At 72.2% G+C, this 23,781-nt stretch carries 19 protein-coding genes; 10 read left to right on the top strand and 9 right to left on the bottom strand.

Features of this window, described 5'->3' with window-relative positions; all coding sequences use genetic code 11:
* Positions 1-526 precede the first annotated feature (526 nt).
* The 6 genes from UW392_RS43855 to UW392_RS43830 all read left to right on the top strand — a co-directional run bounded on the left by UW392_RS43855 (position 527) and on the right by UW392_RS43830 (position 9,576).
* Positions 527-2,443, top strand: a complete 1,917-nt coding sequence (locus UW392_RS43855; protein WP_320780969.1) for a glycogen debranching N-terminal domain-containing protein — start codon at positions 527-529, stop codon at positions 2,441-2,443.
* A 200-nt stretch (positions 2,444-2,643) separates the two neighbouring features.
* Complete coding sequence (locus UW392_RS43850) at positions 2,644-3,402, top strand: NUDIX hydrolase (RefSeq protein ID WP_320780905.1); 759 nt, start codon at positions 2,644-2,646, stop codon at positions 3,400-3,402.
* Positions 3,403-3,537: 135 nt separating this feature from the next.
* Positions 3,538-5,418, top strand: a complete 1,881-nt coding sequence (locus tag UW392_RS43845) for an ABC transporter ATP-binding protein (RefSeq protein ID WP_320780904.1) — start codon at positions 3,538-3,540, stop codon at positions 5,416-5,418.
* Between the two features lie 218 nt (positions 5,419-5,636).
* Complete coding sequence (locus tag UW392_RS43840) at positions 5,637-6,524, top strand: FadR/GntR family transcriptional regulator (RefSeq protein WP_320780903.1); 888 nt, start codon at positions 5,637-5,639, stop codon at positions 6,522-6,524.
* 421 nt (positions 6,525-6,945) lie between these two features.
* Positions 6,946-8,484 (top strand): RNA polymerase sigma factor, encoded by a 1,539-nt coding sequence (locus tag UW392_RS43835; protein WP_320780902.1) that lies wholly within the window; start codon positions 6,946-6,948, stop codon positions 8,482-8,484.
* A 213-nt stretch (positions 8,485-8,697) separates the two neighbouring features.
* Entirely contained in the window at positions 8,698-9,576 is an 879-nt protein-coding gene (locus UW392_RS43830) for a serine protease (protein ID WP_320780901.1), read from the top strand.
* A gap of 267 nt (positions 9,577-9,843) precedes the next feature.
* On the opposite strand, the gene UW392_RS43825 is transcribed toward UW392_RS43830, so the two are convergent.
* On the bottom strand, positions 9,844-10,074 hold the full coding sequence (locus UW392_RS43825; protein ID WP_320780900.1) for a hypothetical protein: 231 nt from the start codon (positions 10,072-10,074) through the stop codon (positions 9,844-9,846).
* Positions 10,075-10,515: 441 nt separating this feature from the next.
* On the opposite strand from UW392_RS43825, the gene UW392_RS43820 reads away from it, so the two are divergent.
* The 3 genes from UW392_RS43820 (at position 10,516) to UW392_RS43810 (ending at position 14,922) form a co-directional block, all read left to right on the top strand.
* Positions 10,516-12,639 (top strand): DNA topoisomerase IV subunit B, encoded by a 2,124-nt coding sequence (locus UW392_RS43820; protein ID WP_320780899.1) that lies wholly within the window; start codon positions 10,516-10,518, stop codon positions 12,637-12,639.
* A gap of 118 nt (positions 12,640-12,757) precedes the next feature.
* A complete protein-coding gene (locus UW392_RS43815) occupies positions 12,758-13,333 on the top strand; it encodes a DUF485 domain-containing protein (RefSeq protein ID WP_320780898.1) in 576 nt (191 codons plus the stop codon).
* Complete coding sequence (locus tag UW392_RS43810; RefSeq protein WP_320780897.1) at positions 13,330-14,922, top strand: cation acetate symporter; 1,593 nt, start codon at positions 13,330-13,332, stop codon at positions 14,920-14,922. The genes UW392_RS43815 and UW392_RS43810 overlap by 4 nt, the downstream gene beginning before the upstream one ends.
* Positions 14,923-14,983: 61 nt before the next feature.
* Here UW392_RS43810 and UW392_RS43805 read toward each other — a convergent pair whose 3' ends face one another.
* The 4 genes from UW392_RS43805 to UW392_RS43790 form a co-directional block, all read right to left on the bottom strand.
* Positions 14,984-15,664: a response regulator gene (locus UW392_RS43805; RefSeq protein WP_320780896.1), complete on the bottom strand. Its 681-nt coding sequence runs from the start codon at positions 15,662-15,664 to the stop codon at positions 14,984-14,986.
* Positions 15,661-17,301, bottom strand: a complete 1,641-nt coding sequence (locus UW392_RS43800; RefSeq protein WP_320780895.1) for a sensor histidine kinase — start codon at positions 17,299-17,301, stop codon at positions 15,661-15,663. Before UW392_RS43800 ends, UW392_RS43805 begins: the two co-directional genes overlap by 4 nt.
* 377 nt (positions 17,302-17,678) lie before the next feature.
* The gene (locus UW392_RS43795) at positions 17,679-18,620 is read right to left on the bottom strand and encodes a sucrase ferredoxin (protein ID WP_320780894.1); all 942 of its coding nucleotides are present in this window, start codon (positions 18,618-18,620) and stop codon (positions 17,679-17,681) included.
* A 110-nt stretch (positions 18,621-18,730) separates the two neighbouring features.
* Positions 18,731-19,972: a citrate synthase gene (locus tag UW392_RS43790; RefSeq protein ID WP_320780893.1), complete on the bottom strand. Its 1,242-nt coding sequence runs from the start codon at positions 19,970-19,972 to the stop codon at positions 18,731-18,733.
* A 151-nt stretch (positions 19,973-20,123) separates the two neighbouring features.
* Here UW392_RS43790 and UW392_RS43785 point away from each other — a divergent pair, with 151 nt between their 5' ends.
* Positions 20,124-21,278: a citrate synthase/methylcitrate synthase gene (locus UW392_RS43785; protein ID WP_320780892.1), complete on the top strand. Its 1,155-nt coding sequence runs from the start codon at positions 20,124-20,126 to the stop codon at positions 21,276-21,278.
* A gap of 42 nt (positions 21,279-21,320) precedes the next feature.
* On the opposite strand, the gene UW392_RS43780 is transcribed toward UW392_RS43785, so the two are convergent.
* The 4 genes from UW392_RS43780 to UW392_RS43765 all read right to left on the bottom strand — a co-directional run bounded on the left by UW392_RS43780 (position 21,321) and on the right by UW392_RS43765 (position 23,686).
* A complete protein-coding gene (locus UW392_RS43780) occupies positions 21,321-22,019 on the bottom strand; it encodes a DUF6082 family protein (RefSeq protein ID WP_320780891.1) in 699 nt (232 codons plus the stop codon).
* Between the two features lie 94 nt (positions 22,020-22,113).
* Positions 22,114-22,236 (bottom strand): hypothetical protein, encoded by a 123-nt coding sequence (locus tag UW392_RS43775; protein WP_320780890.1) that lies wholly within the window; start codon positions 22,234-22,236, stop codon positions 22,114-22,116.
* A gap of 505 nt (positions 22,237-22,741) precedes the next feature.
* Positions 22,742-22,978 carry a hypothetical protein gene (locus UW392_RS43770; RefSeq protein ID WP_320780889.1) on the bottom strand — a complete coding sequence of 79 codons (237 nt, stop codon included), beginning with the start codon at positions 22,976-22,978 and terminating at the stop codon, positions 22,742-22,744.
* Between the two features lie 156 nt (positions 22,979-23,134).
* A complete protein-coding gene (locus UW392_RS43765; protein WP_320780888.1) occupies positions 23,135-23,686 on the bottom strand; it encodes a DUF6082 family protein in 552 nt (183 codons plus the stop codon).
* Positions 23,687-23,781: the final 95 nt, after the last annotated feature.

The following is a 23,781-nucleotide window of genomic DNA, read 5'->3' as shown; positions in this document are numbered from 1 at the left end:
CGAACGGCCGCGCCGCGTCTGTTCCGTCGGAGCCCGCACCTGGCACAGCACCTGTCCGAGGCATGTAGAGCGCAGAGGAAGTCCTTCCATGCACCAGCCGCCCACGCCTTCCGCACCAGCCGGTACCGGCCCGGCCATGAGCACCACCGGGTCTCGTCAGGTGACGAATCGAGTCGACTTACTGATGAGTCGACCTGCGACTGCGACTGCGACTGTGACCGCGACCGCGACCGCGACCGAGGCCGCAGCCACGGTCACAGTCGCAACCGGCCCCGGCCCCGGCTCTGACCCCGGCTTCGGTTCCGGCTCTGGCCCAAGACCTGGACCCGTCCCCGGACCCGCAACCGACACAGTTGCCGCAGCCGCCCCGCTCCACCGCCCCCGTCCCACCATCCCCTCGACGACTCACCGCCCATCCTCACCCCCACCCTCACCCCCACCCCCCTCCCTAGCCACATCCCCATCCACATCTCCGCCGTCGATCGGCCGGAGAGCCGACGTTCTGCCGCCGGCCCACGCCGCCCTGATCTGTGTCGCGCTCCCCGGTCTGGCCATCTCGTCCGAGCACGGACAGCTGACGGGCCACGGACTGGAGGGGTTCTACCGTGAGGGCCGACGCCTGCTGTCCCGCTGCCGGCTCCTCGTGGCAGGGCGCGAACCCGTCGCCATGCAGGCACGCCTGACCTCGGCCGACCGCGCACGCTTCGTCGGGACGGTCCGGGTCTCCTCGTCGGCGGGACCGGATCCGGACGTCGTGGTGGAGCGGACCCGGCACGCGGACGGCACGGAGCGGATCACCTTGTGCAACTGGGGCCCCCGCTGCCTGCGCCTGCCCGTCGAACTGGCCCTCGGGACGGATCTCGCCGACCTCGGGGCGATCGCCGCTGGCGCGGCGGGGCCGGAGCTGCCCGCCACCGTGCACGACTCCGGCCTGCGCTGGTCCGGTCCCGCCGGCGCCTCATCGATCACGGCCGACCCCGCACCCGCCGACTCACTGGCTTCCGCGGGGGTGCTGCGCTGGGAGCTGACTCTCTCACCGGGCGGAAGCACGAGTCTGGATCTGCGGGTGCGGTCGGACGGCGCGGGGCCGGTGAGGGCGGTCGGACACACGATGACGAGTCCGTTCTCCACCGCTGGTGCGACGGGGGACGCCGCCGGGGTCGACGCGCTTCTTCGGACGAGCGTCGAGGACCTCCGGGCCCTGCTGCTGCGCGACCGGACGCACCAGGGTGATCTGTACCTGGCGGCAGGGGCACCGTGGCGCTGCGGACTGGCCCCGGCAGAAGCCCTCGCCGCCGCCCGCATGACGCTTCCGCTGGGCACCCGGCTCGCGGCGAGCACCCTGCGCATCCTCGCCCGCGCTCAGATTCCCGCCGCGGCGCCGCGTTCGGGCATGATCCCCGGGCCACGACGCGACGCGGGTCCTCACCTGCCGCCGGGCTGCACGGCCACCGAGGCAACCCTGCTGTTCCCCGTGCTCCTCGCGGAAGCACGTCGCTGGGGACTTCCCGACGCCGAGACGGAAGAGCTGCTGCCCACCGCAGAGCGCTGCCTGACCTGGCTCAGAGACACCGTGGGTAGCGGCCCGTATCTGCGGGACCCCGACCCTGGTGGGCCGGTCCGCTGCGAGACGCAGGCCCACGCGCACCGGGCGGCCCTGCTCGGCGCCGACCTGCTCGACGTCTGTGGCAGACCGGGCGGTGCGGGGCTGCGGCAGTGGGCGGAGGGGCTGCGGAGCGCTTTCCGGCGGGACTTCTGGACCGACGATCCCGGCGGGGGCCGGCCCGCCGCGGCGCGGACCGCCGACGGGCGGTGTGTGCCGCACCTCGGGTCGGCCGCCGCGCACCTTCTGGACACGGGGCTCCTGGGCGGTGGCAGTCACGCTCCGGGCCTGCTCGACGAACGACAGACCGATCAGCTGGCCCGGCTGCTGGGCGCTCCGGCCATGGACTGCGGCTGGGGACTGCGGGGGCTCGGTGCGAAGGAGGCGGGGTACAACCCGTTCGGGCACCGGGCCGGTGCCGTGCGCGTCCACGAGACGGCGGTCGCGGTGGCGGGTCTGGCCGTCGCCGGTCACGAGAGAACGGCGGCCTCGTTGCTGAGAGGCGTACTGGCCGCGGCGGAGACCTTCGGGCACCGGCTGCCCGAGATGTACGCGGGGGAGCAGCGCACCGAAGGCGGTGCGCCCCTGCCGCACCCCGCGGCCTGCCGTCCGGCGGCCACGGCGGCGGCAGCCGCTGTCCTGCTCCTGACCACGCTCGCGGGCATCCGCCCGGACGCGCCCGCCGGGACGGTAGCCCTGCGCCCCCTGCGCGGCGCTCCCCTCGGAGAGATCGGTCTCACGGGGCTCCGGGTCGCGGGCGCGCCCTTCTCCGTACGGGTCAGCAGACTGGGGCTCGCCATGGTGGAGGAGGCGGCCGAAGGGCTGCAACTGGGAGTCTGAAACACGAGTCGCGGGGTGCGCGGTACGGGGCCGCGTACTCGGACCGCGCGATTCGGGACGGGGACGACCGCACACCACCCCGCACCACACGCCACCCCCGCACCACCCCGCACTCCACACCACCCCGACACGCTCCGCGCTCCCTCGTCCCTCGTTCCGAAGGGCGTGTTTATCGTCAGGGAGACGACTATGATCGCGGCATGCCCTACGACCCGTCAGCCTTTCCGCCCTTCGCCGTCACAGTGGACCTGGTCGTGCTGACCGTGCGACGCCATGCGCTGTGCTCGCTGGCGGTGCGCAGGGGTGAGTCACCGTTCCAGGGGCGCTGGGCCCTGCCCGGTGGATTCGTGCGGGAGGACGAGGACCTGGCGCAGGCCGCGGCACGCGAGCTGGCCGAGGAGACGGGGCTGTGCGTCCACGACCCCGCCGCCCCGGCCCAGGACAACGGCGCCCACCTCGAACAGCTGGCGACCTACGGTGATCCCAAGCGCGATCCCCGGATGCGGGTGGTGAGCGTCGCCCACCTCGCCCTCGCGCCCGACCTGCCCGCACCCCGCGCGGGCGGCGACGCAAGCAACGCCCGCTGGGCGCCGGTGGGGGAGTTGCTGGAAGAGGGCAGTTACGCCCGTGAGGGCGAGCAGGCCGCGCCGCTGGCCTTCGATCACGCGCAGATCCTGGCCGACGGGGTGGAGCGGGCCCGTTCGAAGATCGAGTACTCGTCGCTGGCGACGGCGTTCTGTCCGCCGGAGTTCACCGTGGGCGAGCTGCGCCGCGTCTACGAGGCGGTATGGGGGGTGGCGCTGGACCCGCGCAACTTCCACCGGAAGGTGACGGGCACGCCGGGGTTCCTCGTGCCGACCGGCGGCACGACCACCCGGCAGGGAGGCCGCCCGGCCCAGCTCTTCCGTGCCGGTGGCGCGACGCTGCTCAACCCGCCCATGCTGCGCCCGGAGGTGTGACGGCGCGGCCGGGCCGACCGGTGCACGGGCCCGTCGCGGCCGCACGGTGAGCCGGGGGCGTAGCGCTCGGCAACAGCCGCCCGTCAGGCCTCGCGGTGCCCGAAAAACTGGACATATGCCGCTATCTTGCTGCGAGTGATCGAGGCATTCGGACTGACCAGCACCCCGCGTAAAGAGCTTCCGCCCGCCGTCGAGGACGTCTCCTTCGAGGCGCACGCGGGACGCGTCACCGTACTGCTCGGAGCGCCTGGCGCGGGCAGGACGACGGTCCTCAGGCTCATGCTCGAACTGCAACGCGGTCGTGGCGTCACGCACTTCAGGGGCCGCCCGCTGCACCGCGTCGCCCATCCGTCGCGTGAGGTCGGCATGGTGCTGGGAGAGGTGCCGGGACACCCGGCGCGTACAGTCCGGGGGTATCTCCGCATGCTGTGCGCGGCCGCCGGGGTATCCGTCCGGCGTGCCGACGAAGTCCTGGAGTCGGTCGGGCTCGTGAGCCTGCGCGAGGAGCGGCTGGGCACCCTCTCGCGGGGCATGGACCGGCGACTCGGTCTCGCCTGCGCGCTGCTGGGCGACCCGCACACACTCGTCCTCGACGACCCCGCCAGGGGGCTGTCGGCGGGGGAGGGCCGTTGGCTGCACGACGCGCTGCGCGCGTACGCGGCCCAGGGCGGCACGGTGCTGTGCACCACGGCCGACCCCAAGGAGGCGGCGCGGACGGCGGACCGGGTCGTGACGCTGGAGCGGGGCAGGGTTGTCGCCGATCAGGAGGCGGCGGAGTTCTCGCGTACCCGGCTGCGTCCCCGCGTGGCGGTCCGCACCCCGCACGCCGCCCGCCTCGCCGCGCTGCTGACCAAGGAGGCGCGGGCGGCTCACCGTTCGGTCGAGGTGGTCACCGAAGGGGGGAATCGCCTCTCCGTCTACGGAAGTACGTGCGCCGACGTCGGGGAGGCCGCGTTCCGCAACGGCGTCCTCGTGCACCAACTGGCCGACGAGGTCGGAGACATGGGTCCGGTCCCCGACGGGGGCGTCACGGACGTACGACTGCCGCCGGAACGGATCGCCGATGAGGAGCCGGACCGGACGCCTGCCCCGCAGACGGCATCGGCCACCCCCCTCGCCACCACCCCCCTCGCCACCACCTCCCTCGCCATCACCCCTCTCACCCCCGTCCCGGCCGCCCCCGGCGATACGACAGCCCCCCTTCCCCCGCCCCTCGCCGTCCGTTCCGCTCCCGGTCCGCTGTGGCCGTTGCGGTACGAGTGCCGGCGCGTCCTCGGGGTCGGGACCTGGCTCGTCACGGCGGCGGTCGTGCTCGTCGTGTCGGCCGTCGCCGCCGTACTGTTGGCCCGGGTCGGGCACACCCCGCTGCCACGGCTGCTCGCCGCGTGGCCGCGTGAGGTGCCGCTGCCGCCGGCGGCGCTGGGGGCGGGGCTGCTGGGGGCGCTGGCGTTCGGCGAGGAGTTCCGTCACCCGGCGTTGGCGGCCGACCGCGGCACCGTCCCCCGCCGCCTCGGGCTGCTCGGCGCCAAGCTGCTCGTCTCCGCCGCCACGGCGCTGCTGCTGGCGGCGCTCACGGTCGTCTGCGACGCGGAGCTGCTGTATCTGTTCTACGGAAGGGAGTTCGTCCGGGTCCCCGCCGACTGGGCGGTGTCCGTGGCCGGTTGGTCCGGGCTGATGATCGGGTGCGCGTGGGCCGGGGTGCTCGCCGCCGGTCTGTTCCGGTCCGCCACCGCCGGGCTGGCGGCCGTCGTCGCCGTCCCCGTCCTCGTCGTCCCGCTCGTGCGGTGGGCCTGGAACGGCGGGTCCGGGTCCGTCCGTACCGCCGCGGACTTCCCGGTGCGGGTGCGGGAGGTGCTCATGACGCAGTGGCCGTTCGGCGGGGAGCGGTACGTGGCGGCGGTGCTGCGCGTGGTCGTCCAACCTGTCGGCAGCGCGCTGGCGTTGTCGCTGGCCACGCTGGTCTGCGCGTACCTGCTGACGACCGCACGGGGGCGGGCGCGGAGCCGGGTGCGTTGAGGCGCTCGACCGGGGTTCGGGGTTCAGGCGGCCGGTCGTAGGAGCCCGGTCCTGTGCGGCCGGGGCGGCCGGTCCGGTCCGGCCGTGCACGCAACTCCCCGAGGAAAGTCCGTTTCTTTCCGATAAGTCGTCAATTGGGAAGGGGTGAGCGATCACCCTTTCGTGTGCTTTTCACCAAAGACCTCAAGGGAGTTGGGAACGGCGCCGACAAAGGATGCGTGAGTACCCTTGCGCACACCATGATGACCGCCGCCCGCTCCGCAGACTCCGGCCTCGCCGGACCGGGCGAACTCGACCGCTACCCCTACGCCGAGGCGCCCCCCGTCGACCGCGTCGGAGTCCCCGCCTGGGAAGGGGCGGATCAGGAACTGGGCCGTGTGGGCCGGCGCACCGCGGGCAATCGCGGCCGCGGACTGCACGGACAACTGGTTCAGCAGCTCGGTCAGATGATCGTCTCCGGCGACCTGGGGGCCGACCGTCCCCTGGTGCCCGAGGAGATCGGCCAGCGTTTCGAGGTGTCCCGTACCGTCGTCCGGGAGTCGCTGCGCGTCCTGGAGGCCAAGGGGCTGGTGAGTGCCCGTCCGAATGTGGGTACGCGCGTACGCCCTGTGAGCGACTGGAACCTGCTCGACCCGGACATCATCGAATGGCGCGCTTTCGGGCCGCAGCGCGACGACCAGCGCCGTGAGCTGAGCGAGCTGCGCTGGACGATCGAGCCGCTGGCCGCGCGCCTCGCCGCCGGGCACGGCAGGGAGGACGTGCAGCAGCGCCTCTCCGACATGGTCGGCGTCATGGGACATGCCATGAACCAGGGCGACGCTCTCACCTTCTCCAGGGCCGACGCCGAATTCCACTCGCTGCTCATCCAGGTCGCGGGCAACCGCATGATGGAGCACCTGTCCGGCATCGTCTCCGCCGCCCTCCAGGTCTCGGGCGGCCCGGTCACGGGCTGTGACCGGCCGAACGACGTGTCGCTGGCGCAGCACGCGCGCATCGTCGACGCCCTCGCCGCCGGTGACGGCGCGATCGCCGAGGCGACCATGCGCCAACTGCTCACGACCCACTCCGAGGTGGAGCGCGTGGTGCCCGCCCCGCGCGAGCACTGACCGCACCGCCCGCGCGGCCCGACCGGACACGCCACCCCCTCCTGTGGCGGTGCCCGGCCGGTCCGTCGCCGCCGTCGACCCCGCAGCGCCCGGACGGCACTGCGGGGTCGACGGTGTCCGGGCCAGGACCTGATGCATCATGGCTGGACAGGCACCGCCGGTGATCCTTTCTGTCAATGTCTGACCACCTTTGCTCTCTTACGGGGTGTGACTCGGGCCACGCGGATTGGGCGTAACGCTCGTGGGAACAACGCGATGACCTAAGAGGTGACAGCCGCGGAGGGAATACGGATGCCGTTCACGGCGCTGTGTATCTCCCCCGGCCCCCGCCCGCGCCGTCGGCCCATCACCAAGCCGGCGGTCGGCTCCTGTCCTCCCGGACGGGGCCGGAAGCCGTTTTCAACGTTCCGAGAGGTTGTTCGTGTCGGCCAGCACATCCCGTACGCTCCCGCCGGAGATCGCCGAGTCCGTCTCTGTCATGGCTCTCATTGAGCGGGGAAAGGCTGAGGGGCAGATCGCCGGCGACGACGTGCGTCGGGCCTTCGAAGCTGACCAGATTCCGGCCACTCAGTGGAAGAACGTACTGCGCAGCCTCAACCAGATCCTCGAGGAAGAGGGTGTGACGCTGATGGTCAGTGCCGCGGAGCCCAAGCGCACCCGAAAGAGCGTCGCAGCGAAGAGTCCCGCCAAGCGCACCGCCACCAAGACGGTCGCGGCGAAGACGGTGACCAGCAGGAAGACCACCACCGCCGCCAGCCCGGCGCCGCCCGCCGCGGCCGATTCCGCCGCCGAGGACGAGGCGCCCGCCAAGAAGACGGCGGCGAAGAAGACCACCGCCACCGCCAAGAAGGCGGCCGCGAAGAAGACCACCGCCAAGAAGACGGCGGCGAAGAAGACCACGGCGAAGAAGGACGACGGCGAGCTCCTCGAGGACGAGGTGCTGGAGGAGACCAAGGCCGAGGGCGAGCCCGAGGGCACCGAGGCCGCCGGGTTCGTGCTCTCCGACGACGACGAGGACGACGCGCCGGCCCAGCAGGTCGCCGCCGCCGGTGCCACCGCCGACCCGGTCAAGGACTACCTCAAGCAGATCGGTAAGGTCCCCCTGCTCAACGCCGAGCAGGAGGTCGAGCTGGCCAAGCGCATCGAGGCGGGCCTGTTCGCCGAGGACAAGCTGGCCAACAGCGACAAGCTGGCGCCGAAGCTCAAGCGCGAGCTGGAGATCATCGCCGAGGACGGCCGCCGCGCCAAGAACCACCTCCTGGAGGCCAACCTCCGTCTGGTGGTCTCCCTGGCCAAGCGCTACACCGGCCGCGGCATGCTCTTCCTGGACCTGATCCAGGAGGGCAACCTCGGTCTCATCCGCGCGGTCGAGAAGTTCGACTACACCAAGGGCTACAAGTTCTCCACGTACGCCACCTGGTGGATCCGGCAGGCGATCACCCGCGCCATGGCCGACCAGGCCCGCACCATCCGTATCCCGGTGCACATGGTCGAGGTCATCAACAAGCTCGCGCGCGTGCAGCGCCAGATGCTCCAGGACCTGGGCCGCGAGCCCACCCCGGAGGAGCTGGCCAAGGAACTCGACATGACCCCGGAGAAGGTCATCGAGGTCCAGAAGTACGGCCGTGAGCCCATCTCCCTGCACACCCCGCTGGGCGAGGACGGCGACAGCGAGTTCGGTGACCTCATCGAGGACTCCGAGGCCGTCGTCCCGGCCGACGCCGTCAGCTTCACGCTCCTCCAGGAGCAGCTGCACTCGGTGCTCGACACCCTGTCCGAGCGCGAGGCGGGCGTCGTCTCCATGCGCTTCGGTCTCACCGACGGCCAGCCGAAGACCCTCGACGAGATCGGCAAGGTCTACGGCGTGACGCGTGAGCGCATCCGCCAGATCGAGTCCAAGACCATGTCGAAGCTGCGTCACCCGTCGCGTTCGCAGGTGCTGCGCGACTACCTCGACTAGGTCACACGCGTCCGGAGCACACGCGAGCGGGTCGCAGGCGAGCCGGTCGCTCGTGACAGCCGACAAGGGCCCGGTTCCCCCAGGGGGACCGGGCCCTTCGCCGTCGGTACCGCCGTCGGTACCGCCGTCGGCACGGGGTGCGGGGCGCCGCCGGTTGGATCACTCTGGGTATTTCATCACCCGTGGAGCAACCACACAGAGTGAGGAGCCTGTATGCGACGCCCTTACGTCCGGGCCCTGGCCCGGCCGCTGGTCCTGGCGGCCGCCGCGACCGCCATACCACTGCTCTCCGCACCACCCGCGACCGCCGACAGCGTCGTCGTCGGAGGGTTCCCGGTCGAGGCGGCCGACAGCCCCTGGACGGTGGCACTGGCCAGCCGTGACCGGTTCGGGGGGACCAGGGCGGGACAGTTCTGCGGGGGAGTGGCGGTCGGCCGGACCACCGTCCTCACGGCGGCACACTGCCTGGGCCAGGAGGTCCTCGGGACACCGCCGGAGCAGGTGAGCGACCTGAAGGTAATCGCGGGGCGTACGAACCTCCTGGCCGGCGGGGGCAAGGAGATCGCGGTACGCGACGTCTGGGTGAACCCCGGCTACGACGACGCCAGCAACAGCGGAGACTTCGCCGTGATCACACTCGCCCAGACCCTCCCGGCCGGCTCCGCCCTGCCGATGGCGGCCGACGGCGACCCGGCCTACGAGCCCGGCACGGACGCCGTGGTCTACGGCTGGGGCGACACGTCCGGCATCGGCGACTACGCCGACAGCCTCCACGGCGCGCGTGTACGCGTCCTTCCCGAGTCGCTCTGCGAGAAGGCGTATCCGGGGAGTGAGGAGGGGCAGTACCGCGCCGGGACGATGGTCTGCGCCGGCGATGAGGCCGGTGGACGCGACGCCTGCCAGGGGGACAGCGGCGGCCCGCTGGTGGCCCGGGGGAAGCTGATCGGTCTGGTGTCCTGGGGGAGCGGGTGCGGGGAGGCGGGCAGTCCGGGGGTCTACACGCGCGTCTCCGCGGCCCTGCGGAGCCTGGGGTGGGATACCGGGGCGGGATCCGCCTCCCAGGGCGGCAGAGGGGCGCCCAGCGCGCCCTGAGGGCCATGTGGCGTCGCTTCCAGCACCCAGGGGAGCCCGAGGCCGCGCCAAGGACCCGCGAGACGAACCTCGCTCCGGCACGAGCACCGGAAGACGAACCGGATCTCCCGCACGAAGCGGATCTCCCGCACGGGCCGAATCTCCCGCACGAGCACCAGGAGACGGACCGGTCCCCGTACACAAGCCAGGGCGGCCGCCCCCCGTGAGGGAGGCGGCCGCCCTTGACCGGCCGTGCCGGTCTGGCTCGTCGTCGGACGTCGTGAAGTGTCAGCGCTCGTCTTCGTCGGCGCTTGCCGGAACGGAGGTCAGGCGCTCGGTCTCGTCCTGTATCTCAGCGGCGATCTTCTTGAGTTCCGGCTCGAACTTACGCCCGTGGTGGGCGCAGAAGAGCAGTTCTCCGCCGCTCAGCAGGACGACGCGCAGGTATGCCTGAGCGCCGCACCGGTCGCAACGGTCAGCGGCCGTCAGCGGGCTCGCGGAAGTCAGAACAGTAGTCACGTCGCCTCTTCTCTAGCTCGACGAGCTGTCGTACCAGGGTCAACATCCAACCAGCCCCAAAACGTTCCCGCTCGTGGCTTTTCCTCGAAAAAAGTTTCCGAGGAGGCTGGCTGTTGCCGGTTGGCGGCGAATGTGCCGTAGTGCGTGTCTCTGTGTCGTACGGTTTCGCGCTCTCGGTCAGTGTCGGTCCCCGCCGGCTGGCTTGCCGGTTGTTCATGAGGACGTGCCCGGAGCCTAAATGGTTCATGCCTGGAAGGGAACGTGATGTGTGCTTCACTCCATCGAGCGATCGAACAGGCATACGACCGTGGACTAGGCTGACTCCATGACGAGGGTGGCGTTACAACGGCTCTACCAGGGCTCGGTACCCTCTGAGCGGTGAACGACGCCGCGCCCTTACCCAACAGGGCCCCATCTGAAATTCAGCGAGGAGCGAACCGCGTGACCGCCGATACGTCCGTGCCGTCCACTGCGCTGCTGGCAGGAGCAGACCGGGACGGGTCCAACTACACCGCGCGGCACCTGCTCGTCCTCGAGGGGCTCGAGGCCGTACGCAAGCGCCCCGGCATGTACATCGGATCGACCGACAGCCGTGGCCTGATGCACTGCCTGTGGGAGATCATCGACAACTCCGTGGACGAGGCCCTCGGTGGCTACTGCGACCACATCGACGTGACCCTCCACGACGACGGCTCGGTGGAGGTGCGCGACAACGGCCGTGGCATCCCGGTCGACGTCGAGCCCAAGACCGGCCTCTCCGGCGTCGAGGTCGTCATGACCAAGCTGCACGCGGGCGGCAAGTTCGGCGGCGGCTCGTACGCCGCCTCCGGCGGTCTGCACGGCGTCGGCGCCTCCGTGGTGAACGCGCTCTCCGCGCGGCTCGACGTGGAGGTGGACCGGAACGGCCATACCCACGCCATCAGCTTCCGCCGCGGCGTGCCCGGCGCCTTCGCCGGCGCGGGCCCCGAGGCCAAGTTCGACGCCGGCAGCGGACTGCGCAAGGCCAAGAAGATCCCGAAGTCGCGGACCGGCACGCGCGTGCGTTACTGGGCCGACCGGCAGATCTTCCTCAAGGACGCCAAGCTCTCCCTGGACACGCTGCACCAGCGGGCCCGCCAGACCGCCTTCCTGGTCCCCGGCCTGACCATCGTCGTACGGGACGAGCTGGGCCTCGGTGAGGGCGGCAGCAAGGGCGAGGAGTCGTTCCGCTTCGACGGCGGCATCAGCGAGTTCTGCGAGTACCTGGCCGCCGACAAGCCCGTCTGCGACGTCCTGCGCTTCTCCGGGCAGGGCACTTTCAGGGAGACCGTCCCCGTCCTGGACGAGTTCGGCCAGATGACCCCCACCCAGGTCACCCGTGAGCTGGGCGTCGACGTCGCCATGCGCTGGGGCACCGGCTACGACACGACCCTCAAGTCGTTCGTGAACATCATCGCCACCCCCAAGGGCGGCACCCACGTCGCGGGCTTCGAGCAGGCCGTGGCCACCACGATGAACGAGGTGCTGCGCACCAAGAAGCTGCTGCGCGTCGCCGAGGACGACATCGTCAAGGACGACGCCCTGGAGGGCCTGACCGCCGTCGTCACGGTGCGTCTCGCCGAGCCGCAGTTCGAGGGCCAGACCAAGGAGGTGCTCGGCACCTCGGCGGCCCGCCGCATCGTGGCGAACGTCATCGCCAAGGAGCTGAAGGCGTTCCTGACCTCCACCAAGCGCGACGCCGCCGCCCAGGCGCGGGTCGTCATGGAGAAGGCCGTCGCCGCCGCCCGTACGCGCATCGCCGCACGTCAGCACAAGGACGCCCAGCGCCGCAAGACGGCCCTGGAGTCCTCCTCGCTGCCGGCCAAGCTCGCCGACTGCCGCAGTGACGACGTGGACCGCAGCGAGCTGTTCATCGTCGAGGGCGACTCCGCGCTCGGCACAGCGAAGCTCGCCCGCAACTCCGAGTTCCAGGCGCTGCTGCCGATCCGCGGCAAGATCCTCAACGTCCAGAAGTCGTCCGTGACGGACATGCTGAAGAACGCCGAGTGCGGGGCGATCATCCAGGTCATAGGAGCCGGCTCGGGCCGGACCTTCGACATCGACACGGCCCGCTACGGCAAGATCATCATGATGACGGACGCCGACGTCGACGGCTCCCACATCCGCACGCTGCTGCTGACGCTCTTCCACCGCTACATGCGGCCCATGGTCGAGTCCGGCCGGGTCTTCGCCGCCGTGCCGCCGCTGCACCGCATCGAGATCAGCCAGCCGAAGAAGGGCCAGGACAAGTACGTCTACACGTACTCGGACCGCGAGCTGCGCGACAAGCTCATGGAGTTCCAGAGCAAGGGCATCCGCTACAAGGACTCCATCCAGCGGTACAAGGGCCTCGGCGAGATGGACGCCGACCAGCTCGCGGAGACGACCATGGACCCGCGCCGCCGCACCCTGCGCCGGATCAACCTCACCGACCTGGAGGCGGCCGAGCAGGTCTTCGACCTGCTGATGGGCAACGACGTCGCTCCCCGCAAGGAGTTCATCTCCAACTCGGCGGCGACGCTGGACCGCTCCCGGATCGACGCCTAGCCGCACCGGGCTCCGCGCGGGGCCTTATCGGGCTCCGCGCGGTGTGCGTATCACCTGATGGGGTGAAGAGCTCAGGGAAGAAGAGTCGGGGATCTTCCCGGTCTGTCCATCCTTGGGCATGCAGTCAAGCAATGATCGTCTCCGCGCGGCGGAGGCCGGTCCGCGGAGCGACGCGGGGTACGACGACCCCTGGTACGACGCCCTCGCCTCGGGCTGGGGCGAGGCGACAGCGGCGGCGGCCGGTCCCGCGCCGAAGGGACCCGTGCCGCAGACCCGGCGCCATCCCGGCGACACGGGCGCGGGCACCGGCACCGGCACCAGTACGAACGCGGGGGCGGGCACGGGGGCGGGTGCGGGCACGGGTGCGGCCGAGGTGTACCTGGAGGTCCACCGCAGCGCGGCCTTCCAGGAGGTACGCAGCCGCTACCGCCGGTTCGTCGTACCGGCGGTGATCGGCTTCCTCGCCTGGTATCTGGCGTACGTGGTGGCCGCCACGACCGCCCCGGAGCTGATGGCCCGGCCGGTGGCCGGCGCGGTGAACGTGGCGATGCTCGCCGGACTCGGTCAGTTCCTCACCACCTTCCTCCTGACCTGGGCCTACACCCGGCACGCCCGCCTCCGCAGGGACCGGGCGGCCCTGGAGCTGCGCTGGGCCACCCAGGAGCGCGCCAAGGCCCGCGGCGGTGGCGCATGACCGGCGGGCACCAGACGCTGGCGCTCGTGCTGTTCAGCGCGTTCGTCGCGGTCACCCTCGCCATCACGACCTGGGCGGGCCGCAGCCGGCAGGGCTCGGCGGAGGAGTTCTACGCCGGCGGCCGTCTCTTCTCACCGTTGGAGAATGGTTTTGCCATCTCCGGCGACTACATGTCCGCCGCCTCCTTCCTGGGCATCTCCGGACTCATCGCCCTGTACGGCTACGACGGCATGCTCTACTCCGTCGGCTTCCTGGTGGCCTGGCTGGTCGTGCTGTTCCTCGTCGCCGAACTGGTACGCAACTGCGGCCGGTTCACCCTCGCCGACGTGGTCGCCGCGCGGATGCGGGAACGCCCGGTGCGGATCGCCGCGGGGACCTCGTCGGTCACCGTCTCCGTGCTCTACCTGGTCGCGCAGATGGTGGGCGCCGGCAGCCTGGTCGCACTGCTGATCGGCGACAGCGGCGAGGCGGCACGCGCGTGGACCGTCGTGGGCGTCGGCGCGCTGATGATCGTCTACGTGTCGCTGGGCGGCATGCGGGCCACCACCTGGATCCAGATCGTCAAGGCGGTCCTGCTGCTCGGCGGCACCCTGGTGCTGACCGCCCTCGTCCTGCTCCGCTTCCACGGCGACTTCGACGCACTGCTGCAGAGCGCGGCCGAACGCAGCGGGCACGGCGCCGCGTTCCTCGCCCCGGGACTGAACTACGGCGGTGACTGGAGCTCCCGACTGGACTTCATCAGCCTCGGACTCGCCCTCGTCCTCGGCACCGCCGGGCTGCCGCACATCCTGTCCCGCTTCTACACCGTCCCCACGGCCCGCGCGGCCCGCCGGTCGACGGTCTGGGCCATCGGACTCATCGGCGGCTTCTACCTGATGACCATCGTTCTCGGGTTCGGTGCGGCCGCCCTCGTCGGCCCGGACGCCGTACGGCGGTCCAACGCGTCCGGGAACACGGCGGTGCCGCTGCTGGCGCTCGACCTCGGCGGCGGCGCCGACTCCACCGGCGGGACCGTTCTCTTCGCGGTCGTGGCCGCCGTCGCCTTCGCCACGATCCTCGCCGTCGTCGCCGGGATCACCCTCGCCTCCTCGGCGTCCGTGGCGCACGACCTGTACGCCTCGCTGCGCCGCCGCCGCACCGGAGCGCGCGACGAGGTGGCCGTCGCGCGTGTCGCGGCGGTGGCCGTCGGCGCCCTGGCCATCGCCCTCGGCCTGCTGGCCAGGGACCTCAACGTCGCCTTCCTGGTCGGCCTCGCCTTCGCCGTGGCGGCCTCGGCCAACCTCCCCGTCCTGCTGTACTCGCTGTTCTGGCGCCGCTTCACCACGCGCGGCGCCGTGTGGTCCGTCTACGGCGGTCTGGTGCCCGCGGTGCTGCTGGTGCTGCTGTCACCGGTGGTGTCCGGCAGCCCCGGCGCGCTGTTCCCGGGGGCCGACTTCCAGCTCTTCCCGCTGGACAACCCGGGGCTGGTCTCGATCCCGCTCGGCTTCGTCGCCGGCTGGCTCGGCACCGTCCTCTCCGCCGAGCCGCCGGACCCGGCCAAGCACGCGGAGACGGAGGTGCGGGCGCTGACCGGCGCGGGGGCCGTCTGAGCCGGTCCGACGGCGGACCGGCGCCGGTCCGTCAGCCGCGAGTCGTACCGGCGCCGGTCCGTCAGCCGCGGGTCGCCCACTCGTAGCGGTGTTCCGGGCGGCCCGCGTCGCCGTAGCGCAGGGTCAGCCGGGCCCGTCCCGTGCGCTCCAGGAGCTTCAGGTAGCGCTGGGCGGTCTGCCGGCTCACGCCGGTCCGTTCGGCGATCTCCTGGGCCGACAGCGACCCCTCGGCCCGGATCAGGCACTGGCGTACCAGCTCCGCGGTGGTGGGCGAGTGGCCCTTGGGCAGTCCGGGCTCCGACGGCGCGGACAGGGCGCCGAACATCCGGTCCACCTCGGCCTGTTCGGCCTCGCCGCCGCCGTCGAGGGCGCGGCGCAGCTCCGCGTACGCCTCCAGCCGGACCCGTAGACCCGCGAAGGCGAACGGCTTGACCAGGTACTGCAGTGCCCCCTGGCGCATCGCCGCCTGCACCGTCGCCACGTCCCGCGCGGCGGTCACCATGATCACGTCGGTCTGCTGGCCGCGCCGGCGCATCTCCTCGACGACCGCCAGCCCTGTCCCGTCCGGCAGATAGTGGTCCATCAGCACGAGATCGACCCGGGGCAGTGTCTCCAGCAGGCGCAGCGCGTCGGCGGCGATGTGCGCCTCGCCGGTCACGCGGAAGCCCGGGACCTTCGCCACGTAGGCGGCGTTCACCCGGGCCACCCGGGTGTCGTCGTCCACGACCAGTACCTCGATCATCGTGATCCCTCCTCACCGGCGGAGGCGGTGCCCGCCAGCGCCTCGGGCAGGACGACGGTGAACTCGGCGCCGCCGCCGGGGGCGTCGTCCACCGTCACACCGCCGCCCTGCCGCTCCGCGAACGTCCGGACCAGGGAGAGTCCGATACCGCGCCGCCGGTGCGCGGGCGGCTCCTTGGTGGACCAGCCCTCGGTGAAGACCAGCTCGCGCCGCGCGGCGGGCACTCCCGGTCCGCTGTCGCGCACGCGCAGGACCGCCGTACGTCCCTCCGCGCGCAGTTCGACCTCCACGCGCGCGTGCGGTGTGCCCGCGGCGGCGTCCACGGCGTTGTCGACGAGGTTGCCGACGACGGTGACGAGTCCTCGGGGGTCGACCAGCCGGCCGGGCAGACGGGTGCGGTCGGAGACCCACAGGGTGACGCCGCGCTCGGCCGCGACGGTCGTCTTGCCGACCAGCAGCGCGGCCAGGAGCGGGTCGGTGACGCGTTCGGTGATCTGTTCGGCGGTGGCCCGCTGGTCGCCCACCACCTCGCCGACGAACTCCGCGGCGTCGTCGTACATCTCCAGTTCGAGCAGGCCCAGCAGGGTGTGCATGCGGTTGGCGTGTTCGTGGTCCTGGGCGCGCAGGGCCTCGATCAGACCGCGGGTCGAGTCCAGTTCGCGGCTCAGCTGCTCCAGTTCGGTGCGGTCGCGCAGGGTGGCGACGGCGCCGCCGTCGCCGGTGGGCATCCGGTTGGCGACCAGGACGCGCGGGCCGCGGACGGTGAGCAGGTCGGTGCCGGTCACCCGGCCGGTGAGCACGTCGGCCGTACGGCCCGCGCCGAGCGCCTCGCCGGGGGAGCGGCCGACGGCCTCGTCGCCGATGTCCAGCAGACGGCGCGCCTCGTCGTTGAGGAGGCGGACGCGGCCGGTGCGGTCCAGGGCCACGACGCCCTCGCGGATGCCGTGCAGCATCGCCTCGCGCTCCGCGAGCAGCGCCGCGATGTCGGAGAACGCCAGGTCACGGGTTTGCCGCTGGACCCGGCGCGCGATGAGCCAGGCGGCCAGCGCGCCGACCGCGAGCGCGCCGCCCGCGTGGGCCAGCAGCCCCGGCACGGCGTGCAGGAGCCGGGCGCGGACGCTGTCGTAGGCGATGCCGACCGAGACCGCGCCGACGACGTCGCCGCCGTCGTCGCGCAGCGGTACCTTGCCGCGGGCCGAGCGGCCCAGTGTGCCGTTGTCGATCTCCATCACCTCGCGTCCGGCCAGGACGTCACCGGGGTCGGTGGACACGGTTTCGCCGACCCGGTCCGGGTCGGTGTGCGACCAGCGCACGCCGTGGCGGTCCATCACCACGACGTACTCGGCTCCGGTGGCCTTCCGGACCAGCTCCGCCTCCCGCTGCACAGGACCGTCCGCCGCCGCGCGGGTGCTTCGCAGGTCCGCCGCGATCTCCGGCTGCTGTGCGGTGGTCTGCGCGATGGCCAGCGCCCGGCGCATCGCCTGGTCGTCCAGCTGGTCGCCGAGCGGCGCGAGGAACAGCCCGGTCGCGAGCACGGCGACACCGGCGGCGATCGCCAGCTGCATCAGCAGCACCTGCGAGAACACCCGCCGTGGCAGTCCGATGCGCCGGCGGCGCGCGGGGGGAGTGGAGCTCATGGCTATGGACGGTACGTGGCCCCGCGCGGGGGCGTGTCGCCGGTCGGATCGCTTCTGCCGACGACCGGCTCCCGAACGTCCGGTGCACGGTCACTCACGGCAGCCGCACGGTCGGTCGGTGAGCGACCTCGCCGTCAGCCGGTGAGCGCTGCTGGCGTCAGCGGGCGAACCGCGCCGCCGTCAACTGTCGGGCGACGCCACCCTCGATCGGTGAGCGCCGTCGTCGTCATCCGGGGAGCGTCGCCACTGGCAGTCGGCAGCCGGCGAGCGCCGGCACCGTCGATCGGCGAGCGTCGCCAACGGCAGCCGGTGAGCGCTGCCACCGTCAGCCGGTGAAGCGTGTCGTCGTCGACCGTTCGGTGCCGTCGCCGTCGCCGTCAACCGGCGAGTGCCGCCACCGTCAGTTCGCGGATCGCTGTGACCTCCAGGCGGGCGGGTGAGCCCAGTACCGACGCCCCGCAGCTCTCCGGGCGGGCCGGGCCGGGGGCGCCGTGGGACACCTCGACCCGCCAGTGGCGTCCGTCGATGTGGGCCACGGTCACCTCCCAGCGCGGCGCGGAACCGTCGGTGCGTACGACGCCGAACGCCTCGGCCGCGTCCTCGCCCGTGGCCGCGCGGACGGCCAGTTCGGCGGCCTGCCCGGGACGCTCCCAGGCGGAGCTGCCGCGGCAGCCCGTCAGGACGATCCGCCGCTGCCGCACGCCGCGCAGGACGCGCCGTACCGTGCGCGCGTCGACCCGGCCGTACACATAGCCGTACGGCAGGACGAGCAGCGTCGGCGAGAACCGGTGGCCGCCGAGGTGGGTGACCTCCCAGACCCCTTCCGTGCCGGCGCCGGCCAGTTCCGCGGCGAGCGGCCGGCCGAGCAGCGCGCAGCACTGGTCGCGCTTGCCGTTGGTGCAGACGAGGACGAGCGGGTCGCCGGTGTGTGCCCGGCCGCCGAGCAGGTTGTCGAAACCGCGGTGGTCACCCCTGCCGAGCGCGGTGAAGTCCAGGCCGAGCAGGCGCGCGGGGTCGGTGACCGTGGCGGTGCGCAGCCAGGTCCGGCCCGGCACACCGTGGGCCACGAAGACCCGACGTCCGGCGGAGGTGTCGCGGTCCGCCTGGCGGCCGGGGCGGCGGATCAGCGCGACCCGCACGTCCGTGCCGCGGGTGGCCCTGTCCAGGGCGCGGCCGACGGCGGGGTCCAGGAGGCTCGATGTCAGCGCGGTGGCGCCCCACGGGCCGGGCTGCTCCAGCAGCAGCCAGGTCCGGGCGGTCGCCGCGGTCCCCGAAACGGGCTCGGCGAGGTCCTGGGAGACGGTTGAGCACCTACTCACAGAGGTGAGCCTAACCTGAGTTGGAGGTCCCGGCCTCCCGCAGCGCGCGAACGCCCGCCGGGTGAGTGAAGCGGAAGCCCCGCCTACCGCCCCCAGCAGGTGTTTTGCCGTCAGTGCTCCGGCAGGGGCATCGGCGGGCGCGGACCCACGTACAGCCCGCTGGGGCGCATCCGCAGGGGCCGTTCGGCGTACTCCTCCAACGCATGCGCGATCCAGCCCGCCGTCCGGGCCACCGCGAAGACGGTCTCGCCCGCCGAAGAGGGCATGCCCGTGGCGGTGGTCAGTACGGCGAGCGCCAGGTCGACATTGGCGTGCAGTGGTGTGTGGCGGGCCGCGGTGGCGGCGATGTCGCGGGCGGCGGTCAGCGCGGGCGCCGCCGACGGCACCCCCTCCAGCAGCGCGAACAGGGCACGCGCGCGTGGGTCCTCGCCGGGGTACAGGCGGTGGCCGAGCCCGGGGATGCGCCGGCCGGCCCGCAGCTCCTCCGCGACCACGGGGGCGGCGCCGCCCCGTTCGAGTACGTCCCGCAGCATCCGGTGGGCGAGGCCGCTGGCCGCGCCGTGCAGCGGTCCCTCGATCACGCCGAGTCCCGCGGACACGGCGGCGTACGGGTGGGCGCGGGCCGACGCGGCGACGCGCACGGCGAGGGTCGAGGCGGCCAGGTCGTGGTCGGCGAGCAGCGCGAGGGCGGTCCCGAGGACCCGCAGGGACGCCTCGTCGGCCGGGCGGGGGGTGAGCCGCGCCCACAGCCGGGCGGCGACCGAACCCCGTTCGGCCCGGTGCGGCGGGACCGGCGGCAGAGCCTCCACCAGCGTCGGGATGAGGCTCCGCGCGGTGCCGAGCACGGCGTCCTCGGCCAGGTCGAAGCGGAGCGGGTCGGCGGTCGCCGCGGCGATCGCGGCGACCCGCAGCCGGTCGGTGGGGCCGGCGTGTCCTGGCAGGGCGTCGACCGCGCGGCGGGCCACGGCGACGGCCGCCTCGGGCGCGGTGAAGGCGGCCCCGGGGTGGAGCCGCCCGGTCCACAGCCACTCGGCGACCTCCTCGTAGGTGTGGAGCCGGGCCAGTTCGACCGCGTCGACGCCGCGGAAGAAGTACCGGTCGCTGTCGATGAGGGTGAGCCGGGTGCGGACGGCCGGTTCGCCGCCGGGGGAGGGGCCGGAAGCGCCCTCGCGCCGGTTGCGGCGGGCGAGCGCCCGCACCTCCTTGGCGTCGAAGGTGCTGCCGCGGGCGCCCGTGGCCCGCCGGCTGCTGAGCAGACCGCGGCTGACGTAGGCGTACACCGTCTCCGGCTTCACGCCGAGCAGTTCCGCGGCCTCCTTGGTGGTCAGCCGTCGCTGCTCCTGATCACGCATGGAGGTCACCGTATCCGTCCGGCCGGACGCACCTGTTTAGCGCGCCCCTTCTCATAAACATTGATTCAATCAATATTGACAGGCAGCTAATCAATTATGGACAGTCGAGTCAATGCATAGGGTGCAGGAGGCGCGAACCGAGGAGCAGGACATGTCCGTCACCAGGACCGCAGTCACGCCCGTCGCCGTACCCCGGGGGCTGGCCGGAGTCGTCGTCACCGACACCGAGATCGGGGACGTGCGGGGGGCCGAGGGCTTCTACCACTACCGTCAGTACTCCGCCGTGGAGCTCGCCGGGACGCGCGGCTTCGAGGAGGTCTGGCACCTGCTGGTCCACGGCGAGCTGCCGGACGCGGAGCGGGCCGCCGCGTTCGCCGCCGAGACCGCCGCGCCGCGTCGGCTGCCCGACGAGGTACGGGCCGCGCTGCCCGCCCTGGCGGCGGCCGGCGGACGCTCCGGCCCGCTCGCCGGGATGCGCACGGCCCTGTCCCTGCTGGGCGCGGCGCGCGACTTCCGGCCGGTGTACGACATCGACGCCGACCGCCGCCGCGCGGACACCGTCGCCGCGGTCGCCGCCGTCCCCACGCTGCTCACCGCGCTGCACCGGCTGGGGCGGGGACAGGAACCGGTGGAGCCGCGCGAGGACCTGCCGTACGCGGCGAACTACCTCTACATGCTCACCGGCGCCGAGCCGGACGAGCGGCGGGCGCGGGCGATCGAGCAGTACCTGATCTCGACGATCGACCACGGTTTCAACGCGTCCACCTTCACCGCCCGGGTCATCGCGTCGACGGGTGCGGACGTCGCCGCCTGTCTCACGGGAGCGGTGGCGGCCTTCTCCGGCCCGCTGCACGGCGGGGCGCCGAGCCGGGCGCTGGACACCCTCGACGCCATCGGCACGCCCGACCGCATCGACGACTGGATCAGGGCACGTGTCCTCGCGGGCGAGCGCGTCATGGGCTTCGGTCACGCCGTCTACCGCACGGAGGACCCGCGTTCGCGGATGCTGCGCGAGGTCGCCGAAAGCTTCGGCGGTCCCCGGGTGGCGTTCGCCGTGGAGGTGGAACGCCGGGTCGAGGCCATCCTCGCGGAGCTGAAGCCGGGCCGGGAACTCCACACCAACGTCGAGTTCTACGCGGGCGTGGTCATGGAACTCTGCGGTCTGCCCCGGGAGATGTTCACCCCGACCTTCGCGGCGGGCCGGGTGGTCGGCTGGAGCGCCCATATCCTGGAACAGGCGGCCGACTCGAAGATCATCAGGCCGGCGGCGCGGTACGTGGGGCCGGAGGCGTCGCGCATGGCGTGATCCGGTGCGGGCGCCTTGCCGTGTGCTGGCAGAGACCCTCTGTCAGCGCGCCGGCGGGGGCGTGTTTCCGTCCAGTTCCGTCAGAGCCTGCTCGAAGAAGCGGAACACCCGGCCTTCGTCGCTTTCCGGGGGCAGTTGGCTTTTCACGCCCCTGGTGGCGGCCCAGTAGCGCCGGAAGACCGGGCTCCGCAGGAGGACCCGGGCGTTGACGAGCAACTCGGCCTCCGTGGTGTTCCCCCAGCTCTCCGCGAGGATCATGTGCCCGAAGCAGGCGTTGGCGAAGAGCATCTGCCGTCGCCCCTCGTCGGTCTCGCCGGGGTAGTCCCCCCATACTTCGCCCAGTGCGGGGTGCTCGATCGCGAGCTGGGTCAACTGAACGTGCAGGGCCCGCAGGTCGGCGGCGGCGCTGCGGCGCAACTCGTCCCTTGAGGCGGACAGTTCTTGACGCTGGAGTGCCAGCTCCTCACGTTGCTGCCGAATCTCCTTCTGCTGGTAGAACAGTGCGACGATCAGCAAGATGAGGGCCAGACCGGAGAAAACCGCACTCACGCCTCCGAAATACTGTCCGAGCGAGCTGCGTTCGACAGCCGAGTGCTCGTCGGGGTTGAGCCGTTCCACGCCGTCTATGAGCCATCCGCTGACCGCCAGGGAGGCGATGCCGACGACGGCCACCCCCACGGCTGTGGCGCCGGCCCACGCGACAAAGCGCACGGTCTCGCGCACCGCTCGATCGGCAGCCATCCGCGCCTCCCCACCCGGTCCGTCGAATTCTTTCCCGGAGCCGGGCGGGGAAACGGCGGGTACCGGCCCGACCTGAGCGGGGCGGCCCTGTCGCTCAGAGGTTGCGCAGCGCCGTGCGCAGGACCTGGCGGGGGACGCTGACTATGCAGGCGCGACCCGGGAACGGGCCGGCCCCTGCGAGTGATTCACGCAGTCCGTCCGTCACGTCGGTTCCCATGACCGCGATCCTCCCGTCCGGGAGCTCGAAGACAGCGGGACAGGTCATTCCGGTCGAGCATTCGCGGCCGTGCGCGGGCTCGTCGAGGCGTCGCATGGAGAATCCTTTCGGCGGGAGTCTCGTAGTCGTGGCGGGGTTTTCGGGCACGCTCGTCGGACCCGATCGCGTGTTGGCGGTGGCCGGTCCGCGGGGTGCGGAATGCAAGGGGGTGCCGGCGGTGACCGGCGCCGATGGTGCACAGGGCCTGGAACGGCGGCCGTGGAGAGGGCGGCATGCCGCCCGGTACGGGGAAAGAGGTCCTCACCTGCGAGAGGAGGCTCTCGCCTTCGAGGTGCGAGGGGCTGGGGGTTGGGGGCGCAGTCAGGCCCGGGACCGGTCCGGTGCCGGGCCTGACGCGGTGTGCCGCCAAGCAGTGGCCGGGTGTGCTGCTCGGTCGGTTCGGCCCCGGCCCGCAGGTGGCGGGAGCGAGGCGGAAGCGGTGGCCGAACGGTTGTCGCTGTCCGACTCAGGCGTCGGGGATGTCCGCCTTGGCGCGGATGAGGGTCTCCCGGCTGACGACGACGATGCGTTCGTAGTCGGCGCGGGCGGCGTCGGCCGGCAACTCGCGTTCCAGCGTGTCGGTGGCCTCCGTGCCGATGACGGCGAAGTTGCCGTCGCTCAGCTCGAAGATGTCCGGGCAACTGGCTCCAGAGGTACTGCCACGGGCGCTGGGAGGCACACCGATGCGGCGCACGATCTTCAAGGGATACCGGTCCTTCGGGGTTGGTCGTGGTGACATGCCGAACGCTACTGGGATCTGCGGGAGCCACAGGGGCGCACAGGCGAAAGTCACTCGGCCGTACCGTCCGTGGGCGGTGATTGACCTGGTGGACCGCTGAGGGGGCGTGTACCGGGACGGTCAGGACGACGGAGGGGTGCCGACCACCCACCACTCGTCGGTGTCGGCGTCCTCCAGATCGCAGATCAGCCCGTCCACCATGGTGCCGATGCGCGCCTCGTCGGACGACTGCTTGAGCGAGGCGCGCTGCTTTCGCGAGGCTTCCCAGTACTCCCGCATCACCGGGTTCTGGAAGAACTCCCGCAAGCGCCCGAAGAGCTCCTCCATGTCCAGGAGCCCCGCCTCGTAGAGGTGATAGAGGCTGACGTACCAGGCGTTGGCGTAGAAGAACTGCCGTCGCTTCTCGACCGGAATCTCGGTGTCGTACGTGTCGATGACCGCGGCCAAGGAAGGGTCGTCGATCGCCCGCGACAGCAGTTCCCAGTGCATGCGCTGCTGACGGGCCAGTGCCGTGCGGCGGTGCGCCAGTTCCAGCAGTTCCAGCCGCTTCACCTGGAGACGTGTCGTCTCCAGGCGCCGCCGGCGGGCGGCCAGTCCGACCGCGGCGGCCACCAGCACCAGTCCGGCTGCCGCGGAGTCGAACTTCCCTGCCGGGTACTTCTGTGTGGCCATGTCAACCCCCGTATCAGGCGACCGTCCGCCGGTCGTCGGGTGCGGGGCGGGTGACGGGGACCGGCGAGCGATGGGCGGCGCTTGCCACCTCCAGA

The sequence above is a fragment of the Streptomyces sp. CRN 30 genome (assembly GCF_034105845.1).
Note: the sequence above shows the minus strand (reverse complement) of the source record. Positions and strands in the feature narration are given on the sequence as shown.

What these genes read in the sequence shown, in the direction of transcription:
- UW392_RS43850 (WP_320780905.1), top strand. Translation starts at nt 2,644, where the DNA reads ATGCCCTACGACCCGTCAGCCTTTCCGCCCTTCGCCGTCACAGTGGAC.
- UW392_RS43830 (WP_320780901.1), top strand. Translation starts at nt 8,698, where the DNA reads ATGCGACGCCCTTACGTCCGGGCCCTGGCCCGGCCGCTGGTCCTGGCG.
- UW392_RS43815 (WP_320780898.1), top strand. Translation starts at nt 12,758, where the DNA reads ATGCAGTCAAGCAATGATCGTCTCCGCGCGGCGGAGGCCGGTCCGCGG.
- UW392_RS43810 (WP_320780897.1), top strand. Translation starts at nt 13,330, where the DNA reads ATGACCGGCGGGCACCAGACGCTGGCGCTCGTGCTGTTCAGCGCGTTC.
- UW392_RS43805 (WP_320780896.1), bottom strand. Translation starts at nt 15,664, where the DNA reads ATGATCGAGGTACTGGTCGTGGACGACGACACCCGGGTGGCCCGGGTG.
- UW392_RS43800 (WP_320780895.1), bottom strand. Translation starts at nt 17,301, where the DNA reads ATGAGCTCCACTCCCCCCGCGCGCCGCCGGCGCATCGGACTGCCACGG.
- UW392_RS43790 (WP_320780893.1), bottom strand. Translation starts at nt 19,972, where the DNA reads ATGCGTGATCAGGAGCAGCGACGGCTGACCACCAAGGAGGCCGCGGAA.
- UW392_RS43785 (WP_320780892.1), top strand. Translation starts at nt 20,124, where the DNA reads ATGTCCGTCACCAGGACCGCAGTCACGCCCGTCGCCGTACCCCGGGGG.
- UW392_RS43780 (WP_320780891.1), bottom strand. Translation starts at nt 22,019, where the DNA reads ATGGCTGCCGATCGAGCGGTGCGCGAGACCGTGCGCTTTGTCGCGTGG.
- UW392_RS43775 (WP_320780890.1), bottom strand. Translation starts at nt 22,236, where the DNA reads ATGGGAACCGACGTGACGGACGGACTGCGTGAATCACTCGCAGGGGCC.
- UW392_RS43765 (WP_320780888.1), bottom strand. Translation starts at nt 23,686, where the DNA reads ATGGCCACACAGAAGTACCCGGCAGGGAAGTTCGACTCCGCGGCAGCC.